This is a genomic window from Streptococcus cristatus (assembly GCF_001588905.1).
Classification (GTDB): Bacteria; Bacillota; Bacilli; order Lactobacillales; family Streptococcaceae; genus Streptococcus; species Streptococcus cristatus_N.
In genome coordinates, this window is sequence record NZ_LAWH01000002.1 from 20,736 (window position 1) to 34,434 (window position 13,699).

Here is a 13,699-nt window from a genome sequence, read left to right on the forward strand (position 1 = left end):
CATAAGTACCATTCAAATAAAAGGCGAAAACCAGTCTCACGACTGGTTCTCTATTTATTTTTAAAGTTTTTCCAACTCTTCGTTGAGCAGTTTTTGTGCTACTTGTGGGTTGGCTTGGCCCTTGGTAGCCTTCATGAGCTGACCAATCAGTGACTTGGCCGCATTCTTATTGCCGCCCTTATAGTCATTGATAGCTTTTTCGTTGTTAGCAAATACTTCTTGGATGATTGGCAGAAGCTGCGCAGGGTCTGAGATTTGAATCAGGCCTGCTTTTTGTACATATTCCTTAGCAGAACCGCCATTTTTAGCCAGGTGGACAAAGACCTTCTTGGCAATCTTAGAAGAAATCGTTCCGTCTGCAATCAGGGCAATCATCTCAGTCAGGTTCTCAGGCGTCAACTCAATCTCAGAGATAGTCTTGCCTTCAGCATTGAGATATTGAGCCATTTCACCTTGGAGCCAGTTAGAGACCGACTTAGCGTCACCACCTGCAGCAACAGCTGCTTCAAAGAAGTCTGACACAGCCTTCGTTGCTGTCAACTGCTTGGCATCATAGTCAGACAGACCGTAATCGCCCACATACTTAGCCCGACGTTCTTTTGGAAAGGCTGGCAGACTACTGCGTACTTGCTCAATCCAAGCATCTTCAATCTCAAAGATCGGCAGATCAGGCTCTGGGAAGTAACGGTAGTCCGCTGAACCTTCTTTAACCCGCATGAGCAGGGTTTCGCCAGTCGCTTCGTCATAACGACGGGTTTCCTGACGGATTTGACCACCGCTGCGTAAGATTTCAGCTTGGCGTTTTTCCTCAAAGGCCAGACCCTTGCGGACAAAGTTGAAGGAATTAAGGTTTTTCAGCTCAGTCTTGGTACCAAACTCTTTCTGGCCGTAAGGACGGATGGAAATATTGGCATCAACCCGCATGGAGCCCTCTTCCATCTTGACATCAGAAATACCCGTGTACTGGATGATTTCCTTGAGAGCAGTCAGATATGCATAGGCCTCTTCTGGACTGCGCATATCCGCTTCAGATACAATCTCAATCAGCGGCACCCCTTGGCGGTTGAGGTCCACATAAGAGTAGCCATCGCTGCCGTGGGTATTCTTCCCAGCATCTTCTTCCAAGTGGGCCCGCTCTATACGGATTTTCTTGGTCGTGCCATCTTCTAGCTCAATTTCAATCCAGCCATTGTAACCAATCGGCTCATCAAACTGAGAAATTTGATAGGCTTTTGGATTGTCCGGATAGAAGTAATTCTTGCGGTCAAAGTGCATCTTCTGGTGAATGTCCATGTTCAAAGCCAGAGCAGCTTTGATTCCATAGTCGATAACACCCTTGTTCATAACAGGCAGGACACCTGGGAAGGACCAGTCAATGATATTGGTGTTGGCATTTGGATCTTCACCGAAGTGAGCTGGAGCCGGTGAGAAAATTTTTGAATTGGTCTTCAATTCAACATGGACTTCCAGTCCGATAACTGTTTCAAAGTTCATTATTTTTCACCTCCAAAGATAACTGGCTGCTGTTTGTGGTAGTCAGTCGTCGCTTCAAATGCTGCGGCTGCCTGATAGATGGTCGCTTCATCGAAGTGGTTCCCAATCAGCTGCAAGCCGACGGGAAGACCATCTGCAAAGCCAGCTGGAATTGAAATACCTGGCAGGCCAGCCAGATTGACCGGAATGGTCAAAAGGTCAGCCAGATACATGGCCACTGGATCTTGGTTTTGACTGCCTAAGTCATAAGCAACAGTTGGTGCAGTTGGACCTAAGATCAAGTCGTATTTTTCAAAAACCTTAGCAAAATCTTGCATAATCAAGGTCCGAACCTGACCAGCTTTCTTGAAATAAGCATCGTAGTAACCAGATGACAAACTGAAAGTTCCCAGCATGATGCGGCGTTTCACCTCTTCACCAAAGCCTTCACTACGAGATTTGACATAGACATCTTCTAGATTTTCAATGCCTTCTGCGCGGTAGCCATAGCGAATACCGTCAAAACGTTGCAGGTTAGAGCTGGCTTCAGAGGAAGCAATGATATAGTAAACAGCCACGCCGTACTTGCTGTGAGGTAGGCTGACTTCTTCAACGATAGCTCCCAAGCTTTCCAAGTGCTTCGCCGCTGCCAGAATCGTTTCCTTGACCTTGCTGTCAATTCCCTCACCCATGTATTCCTTAGGTAGGGCAATCTTCATGCCCTTGATGTCTTGGCCAATCTTGCTGGTAAAGTCTGGCACTGCTTCTTGTGATGATGTAGAGTCCTTAGGATCATTACCAGAAATAACATTCAGAAGCTGTGCATTTTCCTTAACCGTTTGAGAGAAAGGCCCAATCTGGTCTAAAGAAGATCCAAAAGCAATGAGACCAAAACGGGAAACACGGCCGTAGGTTGGCTTGAGGCCGACTACACCGTTAAAGGAAGCAGGCTGACGAATAGAACCACCCGTATCTGAACCCAGTGATAGACGAACCTGACCAGAGGCAACAGCTGTCGCTGAACCACCAGATGAGCCACCAGGAACCTTGCTGCTGTCCCAAGCATTCTTAGTCGTCTTAAAGTAAGAGTTTTCGCTGGATCCACCCATGGCAAACTCGTCCATGTTGGTCTTACCGACGATAATCATGTCCTTACCGTAGAGCTTCTCTACGCTGGTCGCATCGAAAATCGGCTTGTAGTTGTAGAGCATTTTAGAGGCAGCTGTCGTCAAAATCCCCTTAGTTGAGATATTATCCTTGACTGCCAGCGGAATCCCGCTCATGAGATTGTCAGCATCAATGCCCTTGGCATCCAGAGCCGCAGCCTGAGCCAAAGCTTCTTCTTCGCTGATAGTGATGAAACTGTCCACGGCAGCTTCACGTTCTTTGATGTCTGCCAAAGTCGCCTGAGTTAACTCTACTGCAGAAATTTCTTTCTTGACCAGCAAATCATGCAACTCTTCAATGGTCTTGTGATTAAAAGTCATTAGGCATCTCCTCCGTCATCTAGGATGGCAGGCACTTTGATGTAGCCCCGCTCTTTTTCAGGTACATTTTGGAAAAGCTCGTCCCGGTTCCAGCCTGGCTGAGCCACATCTTCTCGCATATAGTTGATGTTAGCTGCCACATTGGAAGTGAAAGGCACACCCTCCGTATCCACTTCATTGAGCAATTCGACCATGTCGACAATTTTAGACAAGGTTGTCGCAAACTCAGCTGTCTCTTCTGGTGAAAAAGACAGTTTTGACAGTTTTGCAACGTGACTTACTTCTTCTTGAGTAATCTTCATCTCTGATTCCTTTCATAAGATAGGCGAGCCTGAATACCGACCGAAAACGATAAATCTAAGAAAGATCTTTGTTTTCGAGGTTTTAACTCGCATTGTTTTGCTAAGATAGGGGCACCAAGCTCTCGTAGCTGTGACCTCTTTCTTTAACTTCTTCCTGATTTCTTCAGGAATTCGCATCATTTCATTTTACCATATTTCAGGCTAATTCTTCAATTCCAAATACAGTTCTTTGAGCTGTCTTTGGTCCACCAAACTCGGACTTTCCAGCATAGGGTCAAAGCCAGTACCATTTTTCGGAAAAGCAATGACCTGGCGGATATTTTCTTCCCCAGCCAAAATCATAACCAAGCGATCTAAGCCTAGAGCCAAGCCACCGTGTGGTGGGAAGCCGTACTCCAAGGCTTCTAGGAAGAAACCAAAGTCTCGCTCATAGTCTTCTCGGCTCATGCCCAATAGCTCAAACATCGCTTCCTGAGCCTCCCGATCATGGATCCGTAGACTTCCTCCGCCAATTTCATAGCCATTCAAGACGATGTCGTAGGCATGGCTGCGGAATTGATCTGGCTCCTGACCTTCTTCAAAAATGCCCTGTGTGAAAGGATGGTGCATGGCTTGATAACGATTTTGGTCTTCATTCCACTCCAACAGCGGCCAATCCACAACCCAGAGAAAATGAAGCAGACTCGGATCAATCAGATCCAAAGCTTTTGCGACTTCTAGACGCAGATGTCCCAAAGCTTCCTGAGCCCGACGCTTCTTAGCCATGACTAGCAGGATGAGGTCTCCATCCTTGGCCTCAAAACGTGCTAGTAAATCCTGACTCTCAGCTTCAAAGGTGCTAGCCAAATCTCCAACTAACTGGCCATCTTCAACCTTTAGACTGGCGAAACGACTGCAGCCAAATTCCTTCATTTCCTGATAGTAGTGACTCAGCTGTTTCTTACTAAAAGCACTAGCTGCATCTGGCACACAAATTCCCATCACTTCCTCTTGGTTATCCAAGGCTTTCTTGATGAGGAGCGAATCATTGGACTGGCACAAATCCGTCAAACTCTTCAGCTCTAAACCAAAGCGTGTATCTGGCTTATCAGAGCCGAAGCGGCTCATAGCCTCATCATAGCTGATAGTCGGAAAAGCTTCTGTCAACTCCAACCCATGGGTTTTCTTGACAACTGCTTTGAGCATAGCTTCAACCAGAGCTCGGATTTCTTCTTCGCTGGCAAAACTCAGCTCTAAGTCCACCTGGGTAAACTCTGGCTGACGATCGCCCCGCAAGTCTTCGTCACGGAAACAACGAACAATCTGATAGTAGCGCTCAAGGCCAGCTCCCATCAGCAACTGCTTGAGCATCTGCGGGCTCTGCGGCAGCGCGTAGAATTGATTCTTAAAGACCCGACTAGGAACCAAGAAGTCTCTAGCCCCTTCAGGTGTTGACTTAGTCAGATAAGGTGTCTCCACTTCCAAAAAGTCCAAACCGTTTAAATATTCCCGAATGGTTGAGGTGACCTGATGGCGCAGTTTGAGGTTATGTGTCATCTTCTCACGGCGCAAGTCCAGGTAGCGATATTTCTGACGTAGATCTTCCCCTGTATGGGCATGCTGGTCCAACTCAAAAGGCAGAGGCTTACTGCTAACAATGACCTCAATCTTCTCTGCCCTTAGCTCAACCTGACCAGACTTGATAGCCTTGTTGACAAAGCGCTCTTCCCGCTGAACTACTTGCCCTGTCACTGAAATAACATCCTCTTTGCCAATGTCTTCCAGCTTGGCAAAATCTTCAATCTCACCGCCAACGAAGACCTGAAGCAAGCCTTCACGGTCCCGTAATTCAATAAAGGCCAGCTTACCATGATTGCGGATATTGGCCACCCAGCCAGTTGCGGTCATGGTCTGTCCGACCTGCTCTAAACCGTAGTTTCCGATAAAAATTTCTTTCATATTTTTTCCCTCTCACATCAATTTGTAGCTTCGCCCTGTTGTTCAGGATATTACCACGTTCTTCCATCGTCTTCACTTGAATCGCGGCAAAAGAAAAGGGCCTTCGTCTCTGAAACAGACGAAAGCCGTGGTACCACTGTTATTCGCTACCCTAAAAGGCAGCCTCTGAGCTCGTAACGTGAGCGACGTTTGTGCTTAATCACACAAAAGATTACGAAGCATGTTCTTCGGTTTTTGCTTTCTTGGTACTGCTCTCAGCTATCAGTACTCTCTGTGCAAGTCAGCAAGCCTACTCTGCTTCTCTTTTACTCTTAAATTGTATCTATTATAGTCGAACCCAGGACATTTTGCAAGTGGTTTAAGGCAAATTTGTGATTTTCCTCTGACAGAGAAGCCACTGCCGGCTCTACCACCTGAATCTGGTAACCAAGATTATAGGCATCAATCGCTGTATGCAAGACGCAAATATCCGTCAAGACTCCAGTAAAAATGACCGTATCTACCTTTCTTTCCCGCAATCGAATATCTAAATCCGTACCAGAAAAAGCAGAATAATGACGCTTATCCATCCAAAAGACCCGAGAGTCTGCTTGATGCTTGTCATAAAAATCAGCCAAAGGACCATAAAGATTACGACCACTGGTCCCTTTGATATTATGAGGTGGAAACAGCTTGCTCTCAGGATGAAAGGCGTCATTTTCATCATGGGCATCAATAGTAAAGAAGATATAATCTCCTCGGTCAAAAGCTGCCTCCGTCACTTGAGCAATGGCTTCAGAAATTGCCTGCGCTGGCGCTCCTGCTGTCAACTTGCCCTCATCTGCGACAAAATCAACTGTATAATCAATGGAAATCAGTGCTTTAGCCATTAGTAGTCCCTCTTTTTAATTTCATCAAAGACATCCGAAATAAGAACTTTCAAATAAGTTCCCTTCATCCCCAGCGAGCGGCTTTCAATAATCCCCGCACTTTCCAGCTTACGCAAAGCATTGACAATGACTGAACGAGTAATCCCGATGCGGTCAGCAATGACAGAAGCCGTCAGTTGCCCTTCATTGCCATTGAGCTCGCCCAGAATAGCTGAAACGGCTCTTAGCTCTGAGTAAGACAAAGTATTGACTGCCATGGTCACAGCTGTCCGGCGACGGATGTTCTTCTCGTCCTCTTCACGCTGGAAGTTAAGCAGCTGGATACCGACCACTGTGCTGGCAATCTCGACCAAAATCAAATCGTCATCCAAAAATTCCTTGTCATTGCGCCAGATAATCAGCGAGCCCAAGCGGATTCCTGAAACATGAATCGGTGCGATAGTAGTCAAACCATCTGGAAATTCATCCTTGGTTTCCACTGGGAAAATCGTCAAATCGTGAGTTACAGGCAGATTAGCCTCCGTCTCATACACCATGTTTGCTTCTTGGACATATTCTTTTGGGAAAGTCTTGTCTTGGAAAAAGGCTTCTACACGATCATTATTTGTCTTGTAGCGCATGAAATAGCCCAAGAGACGGCCCTTGCTGTTGATGATGCAGGCATTGCAATGAATAATATCAGCAAGCTGGCGAGTGATCGCATTGTAAGGAAGTTCCTCCTGAAGTTGCTCTTCTGAACGTTTCAAGATAGAAGTAATCTTCCTTGTTTTTTCTAATAGTTTTGCCATACATTTACCTCGTATTTAGTCCCCTTGATTGTACCATAATCGACCGAGATTTTCAATAATTATCTGAAAATTGTGTATTGAAAAAAAATTCGCTACAATTCTGAAAGATTCAGAATTGTAGCGAAAAAATCACTCCATCAAAAAAACCATTTAAAACAATTCTAAGACTAATTTGTTTTAAACGGTTTATGACTTATAATTATGCTTATCTGCGGTATTGGCGTAGGAAGCGCGTCATTTTTTCTTGGATCTGAGCTAGCTCATCTACCCGAGGCAGATAAACGATTCGGAAATGATCTGGATCCTTCCAGTTAAAGCCTCGTCCATGGACAAGAAGGACTTTTTCCTGCTTGAGGAAATCCAAGACAAACTGCTCATCATCATCGATACGGTACATTTCTCGATCAATTTTCGGGAAGATGTAAAGACCCGCCTTAGGTTTGACTGCAGACAAACCTGGAATATCTTGAATGGCATTGTAAATGAAGTTTCTTTGTTCATAGATACGGCCACCAGGCAAAAGCAATTCATCCACCGACTGGTGACCTCCAAGCGATGTTTGCACAACCTGCTGAGCCAAGACGTTAGAGCACAAGCGCATATTAGACAGCATATTGAGGCCTTCGATATAGCCTTTAACATGATGCTTAGGACCAGATAGCACCATCCATCCTACACGAAAACCAGCGATACGGTGAGATTTTGATAGACCATTCATGCTGACACAGAAAACATCAGGTGCCAAGCTTGCCACAGGCGTATGCACATGTCCATCCATCACCATGCGGTCATAAATTTCATCCGCAAAGATGATAAGATTGTTCTGGCGAGCAATTTCTACGATCTCTAGCAAAAGTTCCTTAGGATAAAGTGCCCCCGTTGGATTGTTTGGGTTGATAATAATGATAGCTTTAGTATTAGAGGTGATTTTTGACTTGATGTCGTCAATATCTGGATACCATTCTGCCTGCTCATCACAGACATAATGAACCGCATTCCCACCAGCCAGACTAACTGCAGCCGTCCAGAGCGGATAGTCCGGCATCGGTACTAAGACCTCATCCCCATCATCCAAGAGTCCCTGCATAGACATAACAATCAGCTCGCTGACTCCATTTCCAAGATAAATATCATCGATATCAACATTAGGGAAATTTCTGAGCTGGCAATACTGCATAATGGCCTTACGGGCTGAGAAAATCCCCTTAGAATCAGAGTAACCCTCACTATCACGCGCATTCATAATCAAATCATGAATGACCTCGTCTGGTGCGGTAAAGCCAAATTCAGCTGGATTTCCTGTGTTGAGACGGAGAATTTTTTCTCCATTAGCCCGCATTCGCATCGCTTCTTCCAAAACTGGTCCACGAATATCATAGGCTACATGCTCCAGTTTACTGGACTTATTAAATTCTTTCATCCTATTTTCCTCAATTCATCTGAATGATTTTATTATACCATCAGAAAAAAAGATTGACAATTAGGAAGAATCTAAGAAAGCTCCTTTCAACTAAAATAAAGCTTCTAACTTAGGAAAATACACTTGTCCATCATGATAATTTCACTTGATTTCTGAATTTCATTTGCAGCTTTACTTTTTTTCTGAAAAGGTTTACAATATAAGTGAAGATATAAGAAACTCGAATCTAGTATTCGACAAAAGATGGAGGTAGCTTTATGACTCAACAAAAATATGAAAATATCATGGTCGCTGTTGACGGCTCTCGCGAAGCAGAACTCGCTTTTGAAAAAGGTGTTAATGTAGCACTGAGAAATGCTTCTCGCCTGACGATTGCTCATGTGATTGATACACGGGCTCTCCAAAGCGTCTCAACCTTTGACGCTGAGGTCTACGAAGACCTCCAAGAAGAAGCACAAAAGTTGATGACAGAATACAAGGAAAAGGCGCAAAAAGCAGGGGTCAAATACGTTGATATCGTCATTGAATTGGGTAATCCCAAAACCCTCCTTGCGACTGACATTCCCGACGAACACAAGGTTGACTTGATTATGGTCGGAGCTACTGGTCTCAATGCCTTTGAACGCCTCCTAGTCGGCTCATCATCTGAGTATATCCTTCGCCACGCGAAAGTGGACTTACTGGTCGTTCGTGACAAAGAGAAAACATTCTAAAAGTCTCGAGTAGGCAGCTGCGATAGCTGTGCCCCACTTCCCTCATAACTGTAAGTTAAAATCCCTCATTAGGTTAGCCTAGTGAGGGATTTGTGTTTTAGAACAATAAAAATCTTATTTCAGCTTACCTTTCAAATACTGACCTGTATAGCTGGCTGAGTTGGCTGCAACTTCTTCTGGTGTCCCCGTCGCAATAATCGTACCACCACCGACACCGCCTTCTGGACCTAGGTCGATGATATGATCAGCTGTCTTGATAACGTCCAAATTGTGCTCAATGACGAGGACTGTATTGCCATCGTCAACAAAACGAGCCAAGACTTTAAGCAAGCGAGCAATATCCTCTGTATGAAGCCCTGTGGTAGGCTCATCCAAGATATAGAAGGACTTGCCAGTCGAGCGCTTGTGAAGCTCGCTGGCCAGCTTCATCCGCTGGGCTTCACCACCTGACAAGGTTGTGGCTGGCTGCCCCAGAGTCACGTAGCCTAGTCCCACATCCTTAATCGTCTGAAGTTTGCGGGCAATCTTGGGAATATGCTGGAAGAATTCCACCGCATCATTGACTGTCATGTCCAGAACCTGGGCAATATTCTTCTCCTTGTAGTGAACTTCTAGAGTCTCGCTATTATAGCGAGTACCGTGGCAGACCTCGCAGGCCACATAGACGTCAGGCAGGAAGTGCATCTCAATCTTGATAATTCCATCACCCGAGCAAGCCTCACAGCGGCCGCCCTTGACATTAAAGCTGAAACGACCTTTCTTGTAGCCGCGAATCTTGGCTTCATTGGTCTTGGCAAACAGATCGCGAATATCGTCAAAGACTCCAGTATAGGTAGCCGGATTAGAGCGCGGCGTCCGGCCAATCGGGCTTTGGTCAATATCAATCAAGCGGTCCACATGCTCAATACCACTGATTTTCTTGAACTTACCTGGTTTAGCAGAATTACGGTTAAGTTTTTGGGCAATAGCCTTTTTAAGGATAGAGTTGACCAGCGTTGACTTGCCAGAGCCAGAAACTCCCGTCACAGCAATGAATTTGCCCAAGGGGAATTTAGCTGAGATATTCTGCAGGTTATTTTCCTGAGCACCAGTCACTTCGATAAAGCGACCAGTGCCGACACGGCGGTCCAATGGTACGGGGATCTCGCGCTTACCTGACAAGTATTGGCCAGTAATAGACTTCTTATTCTTAGCCACTTGTGCAGGAGTGCCGGCTGCGACGATTTCACCGCCGAAAACACCGGCTCCTGGTCCCACATCAATCAGCCAGTCAGCCTCCCGCATGGTGTCCTCATCATGCTCAACCACGATTAAAGTATTGCCCAGGTCGCGCATCTTCTTGAGGCTGGCAATTAGGCGGTCATTGTCACGCTGGTGCAAGCCAATAGAGGGCTCGTCCAGGATATAGAGAACGCCACTTAGATTAGAACCAATCTGAGTCGCCAAGCGAATCCGCTGACTCTCACCGCCTGATAAGGTTCCAGCCGAGCGAGACAGGGTCAGGTAATTAAGACCGACGTTATTAAGGAAGGTTAGCCGGTCATGAATTTCCTTAAGAATCGGCCGCGCAATAGTAGCTTCATTGTCAGTCAAGCTAAGCTTGTCCAACTGAAGCAAGTGATCTGCAATGGACAAGTCTGAAATCTCACCGATATGCAAGCCGTCTTCGCCACTAACCTTGACAGACAGAGCCTGAGGACTAAGTCGATAACCGTGACAAGCCGCACAAGTCAGCTCATTCATATATGTCCGCATCTGTGTCCGAGTAAAATCACTATTGGTTTCATGGTAGCGACGGTTGATATTGGTGACAACCCCCTCAAAAGGAATATCAATATCGCGCACACCGCCAAACTCATTTTCATAGTGGAAATGGAACTCCCGTCCATCTGAGCCAAAGAAAATCAACTGCTTTTCTTCCTCAGTCAGCTCCTCAAAAGGCTTGTCCATATCAATGCCAAAGGCTGCCATAGCCTGCTCCAGCATCTGCGGATAGTAGTTGGAAGAGATGGGATTCCAAGGCGCTAGCGCTCCTTCGCGCAAAGTCTTGCTAGAATCTGGCACGACCACATCTAGATCCACTTTCAGCTTAACTCCCAGACCATCACAATCTGGACAGGAGCCAAAAGGCGCATTGAAAGAAAAGAGGCGTGGCTCTAGCTCTGGCACCGTAAAGCCACAAACTGGACAGGCATAGTGCTCAGAAAAGAGCAGTTCTTGACCATCCATAGTATCAATCACCACATAGCCCTCAGCAATCCGCAGAGCTGCTTCGACCGAGTCAAAGAGGCGGCTGCGCACTCCTTCCTTGATGACAATTCTGTCTACCACGACTTCAATATCATGCTGCTTGCTCTTAGAAAGCTCTGGCACTTCTGTTACATCGTAGACATCCCCATCCACGCGCACCCGGACATAGCCGTCTTTCTGAATCTTGTCAAAAACGGTCTTATGCTGTCCCTTTTTCTTGCGAATGACTGGCGCTAAAATCTGTAATCGCTGACGCTCTGGCAATTCCAGAATCTTGTCGACAATCTGCTCAACAGACGAGGCCTTAATCGCTCCATGTCCATTGACACAGTAGGGCGTTCCAACACGCGCATAGAGCAAGCGCAGGTAATCATTGATTTCAGTGGCAGTTCCCACTGTTGAGCGCGGATTTTTACTGGTCGTCTTCTGGTCAATGGAAATAGCCGGGCTAAGACCATCAATCGAGTCCACATCCGGCTTTTCCATATTGCCCAAAAACTGACGAGCATAGGCCGACAGACTCTCCACATAGCGGCGCTGCCCTTCTGCATAGAGGGTATCAAAAGCCAGACTAGACTTACCTGAACCAGACAGGCCAGTCACCACGACCAGCTTGTCTCGGGGTATTTCTACATCAATATTTTTTAAATTATGAGCTCGCGCTCCATGAATCACAATTTTATCTTGCATCTATTCCACACTTTACCTTTAAACTTCTTCTATTATAGCAAATTTTTCTGCAAACTTTTTCCCAAAAGACTAGAATTTGTAGTATAATAAGACGGTGCTTATAAACGATTCTAGGAGGAGATATGAAGCAAGTATTTTTATCAACAACAACCGAGTTCAAGGAGATTGATACACTTGAATCGGGAACTTGGATAAATATGGTAAATCCTTCCCAAAATGAATCTTTAGAAATCGCAAACGCCTTTGGCATTGACATAGCCGACCTACGAGCCCCCCTCGATGCCGAGGAAATGTCTCGGGTCACCATCGAGGATGAGTACACACTGATCATCGTAGACGTACCCATCACTGAGGAGCGGAATAACCAGACTTACTATGTCACGATCCCGCTTGGTATTATCATTACAGAAGAAGCTATCATCACGACCTGTTTGGAAAAGCTGCCCCTGCTGGATATCTTTATCCACCGTCGCTTGCGTAACTTTTATACCTTTATGCGGTCACGTTTTATCTTTCAGATTCTTTACCGCAATGCCGAGCTGTATCTGACAGCCCTTCGTTCCATTGACCGCAAGAGTGAGCAGATTGAAAGCCAGCTGCACCAATCAACTCGAAATGAAGAACTGATTGAGCTCATGGAGCTGGAAAAGACCATCGTCTATTTTAAAGCCTCCCTCAAAACCAATGAACGCGTAATTAAAAAACTAACCAGCTCTACCAGCAATATCAAGAAATACTTGGAAGATGAAGATTTGCTGGAAGACACCCTGATTGAGACCCAGCAGGCCATCGAGATGGCTGATATTTACGGAAACATCCTTCACAGCATGACAGATACTTTTGCTTCCATTATTTCCAACAACCAGAATAATGTCATGAAGACACTGGCTTTGGTAACCGTTGTTATGTCCATCCCGACCATGCTCTTCTCAGCCTATGGGATGAACTTCAAAGATAATGAACTACCTCTAAATGGCGAGCCACATGCCTTCTGGATTATCATGTTTATCGCCTTTGCTCTGAGTGGCTCTCTGACCCTCTACCTCTTCCATAAAAAATTATTCTAACCAGCAGAAAGGACTCACATGTCACAAGTAGTATCAGACAAACTAACTAAGAAAAACAAGGAATTTCTCCACATCGCCACTCACCAACTCCTCAAAGATGGCAAATCCGATGAAGAAGTGAAGGCAATCTTAGAGGAAATCATTCCAAACATTTTAGAAAATCAAGCCAAGGGCATTCCTGCCCGTGCTCTCTACGGTGCACCAACTTACTGGGCCTCTTCTCTCACTGCTAAGGAGCGCTATGACGCCGAGCATCCAAAACAAAACGATGATCCAAAATGGATGATGCTGGATTCCGTCCTCTTCATTTTCGGTTTCTTCACCGTTCTGACTTCCATCGTTAATTTGGCATCTTCTCGACCGTCTGTTTACGGCATGACGACACTTGTCTTTGGAAGTATTGTCGGCGGTCTCGCTTTCTACGCCCTCTATCATTTCGTTTACCGTTTTTACGGACCAGACACTGACCGTAGCCAGCGTCCACATCTACTCAAATCTATCCTTATCATGCTAGTAGCCATTGGTCTTTGGACCCTTTCAATCATTGGTTCTAGCCTACTGCCCGATTCTCTCAACCCACATTTGTCAAACATTGTCGTTGCCATCATCGGAGGGATCACCCTAGCACTCCGTTTCTACCTCAAGAAGCGCTTCAATATCAAGAGTGCGACTATGGGACCAGCGAAATATTAAGCAGCATAG

11 protein-coding genes are annotated in these 13,699 nt (G+C 45.8%); 3 read left to right on the top strand and 8 right to left on the bottom strand.

The window, feature by feature from the left end:
• Positions 1-60: 60 nt before the first annotated feature.
• From gatB to A0765_RS00290, 7 genes are all read right to left on the bottom strand, one after another.
• A complete protein-coding gene (gatB, locus tag A0765_RS00260) occupies positions 61-1,494 on the bottom strand; it encodes an Asp-tRNA(Asn)/Glu-tRNA(Gln) amidotransferase subunit GatB (RefSeq protein WP_062003961.1) in 1,434 nt (477 codons plus the stop codon).
• Entirely contained in the window at positions 1,494-2,960 is a 1,467-nt protein-coding gene (gene gatA / locus A0765_RS00265; protein ID WP_062003963.1) for an Asp-tRNA(Asn)/Glu-tRNA(Gln) amidotransferase subunit GatA, read from the bottom strand. Before gatA ends, gatB begins: the two co-directional genes overlap by 1 nt.
• Positions 2,960-3,262 carry an Asp-tRNA(Asn)/Glu-tRNA(Gln) amidotransferase subunit GatC gene (gene gatC / locus A0765_RS00270; RefSeq protein WP_062003965.1) on the bottom strand — a complete coding sequence of 101 codons (303 nt, stop codon included), beginning with the start codon at positions 3,260-3,262 and terminating at the stop codon, positions 2,960-2,962. The genes gatA and gatC overlap by 1 nt, the downstream gene beginning before the upstream one ends.
• Before the next feature lie 201 nt (positions 3,263-3,463).
• Positions 3,464-5,200, bottom strand: a complete 1,737-nt coding sequence (gene aspS / locus A0765_RS00275) for an aspartate--tRNA ligase (RefSeq protein WP_062003967.1) — start codon at positions 5,198-5,200, stop codon at positions 3,464-3,466.
• 311 nt (positions 5,201-5,511) lie between these two features.
• The gene (locus tag A0765_RS00280; protein ID WP_062003969.1) at positions 5,512-6,069 is read right to left on the bottom strand and encodes a cysteine hydrolase family protein; all 558 of its coding nucleotides are present in this window, start codon (positions 6,067-6,069) and stop codon (positions 5,512-5,514) included.
• Complete coding sequence (gene codY / locus A0765_RS00285) at positions 6,069-6,857, bottom strand: GTP-sensing pleiotropic transcriptional regulator CodY (protein WP_062003971.1); 789 nt, start codon at positions 6,855-6,857, stop codon at positions 6,069-6,071. Before codY ends, A0765_RS00280 begins: the two co-directional genes overlap by 1 nt.
• Before the next feature lie 205 nt (positions 6,858-7,062).
• A complete protein-coding gene (locus A0765_RS00290; protein WP_062003973.1) occupies positions 7,063-8,277 on the bottom strand; it encodes a pyridoxal phosphate-dependent aminotransferase in 1,215 nt (404 codons plus the stop codon).
• 257 nt (positions 8,278-8,534) lie between these two features.
• Between A0765_RS00290 and A0765_RS00295 the strand changes: the two genes are divergently transcribed.
• On the top strand, positions 8,535-8,990 hold the full coding sequence (locus A0765_RS00295; protein ID WP_061422220.1) for a universal stress protein: 456 nt from the start codon (positions 8,535-8,537) through the stop codon (positions 8,988-8,990).
• Between the two features lie 114 nt (positions 8,991-9,104).
• Here A0765_RS00295 and uvrA read toward each other — a convergent pair whose 3' ends face one another.
• Positions 9,105-11,930, bottom strand: a complete 2,826-nt coding sequence (gene uvrA, locus A0765_RS00300) for an excinuclease ABC subunit UvrA (protein WP_062003975.1) — start codon at positions 11,928-11,930, stop codon at positions 9,105-9,107.
• A 122-nt stretch (positions 11,931-12,052) separates the two neighbouring features.
• Between uvrA and A0765_RS00305 the strand changes: the two genes are divergently transcribed.
• Entirely contained in the window at positions 12,053-12,997 is a 945-nt protein-coding gene (locus tag A0765_RS00305; protein WP_045500579.1) for a magnesium transporter CorA family protein, read from the top strand.
• An 18-nt stretch (positions 12,998-13,015) separates the two neighbouring features.
• Positions 13,016-13,690 (top strand): DUF1129 domain-containing protein, encoded by a 675-nt coding sequence (locus A0765_RS00310; protein ID WP_062003977.1) that lies wholly within the window; start codon positions 13,016-13,018, stop codon positions 13,688-13,690.
• Positions 13,691-13,699 lie beyond the last annotated feature (9 nt).

Bases quoted from the DNA above. Each gene is read 5' to 3' on its own strand.
- A0765_RS00305 (WP_045500579.1), top strand. From the start codon at position 12,053: ATGAAGCAAGTATTTTTATCAACAACAACCGAGTTCAAGGAGATTGAT.
- A0765_RS00310 (WP_062003977.1), top strand. From the start codon at position 13,016: ATGTCACAAGTAGTATCAGACAAACTAACTAAGAAAAACAAGGAATTT.
- gatB (WP_062003961.1), bottom strand. From the start codon at position 1,494: ATGAACTTTGAAACAGTTATCGGACTGGAAGTCCATGTTGAATTGAAG.
- A0765_RS00295 (WP_061422220.1), top strand. From the start codon at position 8,535: ATGACTCAACAAAAATATGAAAATATCATGGTCGCTGTTGACGGCTCT.
- gatA (WP_062003963.1), bottom strand. From the start codon at position 2,960: ATGACTTTTAATCACAAGACCATTGAAGAGTTGCATGATTTGCTGGTC.
- codY (WP_062003971.1), bottom strand. From the start codon at position 6,857: ATGGCAAAACTATTAGAAAAAACAAGGAAGATTACTTCTATCTTGAAA.
- uvrA (WP_062003975.1), bottom strand. From the start codon at position 11,930: ATGCAAGATAAAATTGTGATTCATGGAGCGCGAGCTCATAATTTAAAA.
- A0765_RS00290 (WP_062003973.1), bottom strand. From the start codon at position 8,277: ATGAAAGAATTTAATAAGTCCAGTAAACTGGAGCATGTAGCCTATGAT.
- gatC (WP_062003965.1), bottom strand. From the start codon at position 3,262: ATGAAGATTACTCAAGAAGAAGTAAGTCACGTTGCAAAACTGTCAAAA.
- A0765_RS00280 (WP_062003969.1), bottom strand. From the start codon at position 6,069: ATGGCTAAAGCACTGATTTCCATTGATTATACAGTTGATTTTGTCGCA.
- aspS (WP_062003967.1), bottom strand. From the start codon at position 5,200: ATGAAAGAAATTTTTATCGGAAACTACGGTTTAGAGCAGGTCGGACAG.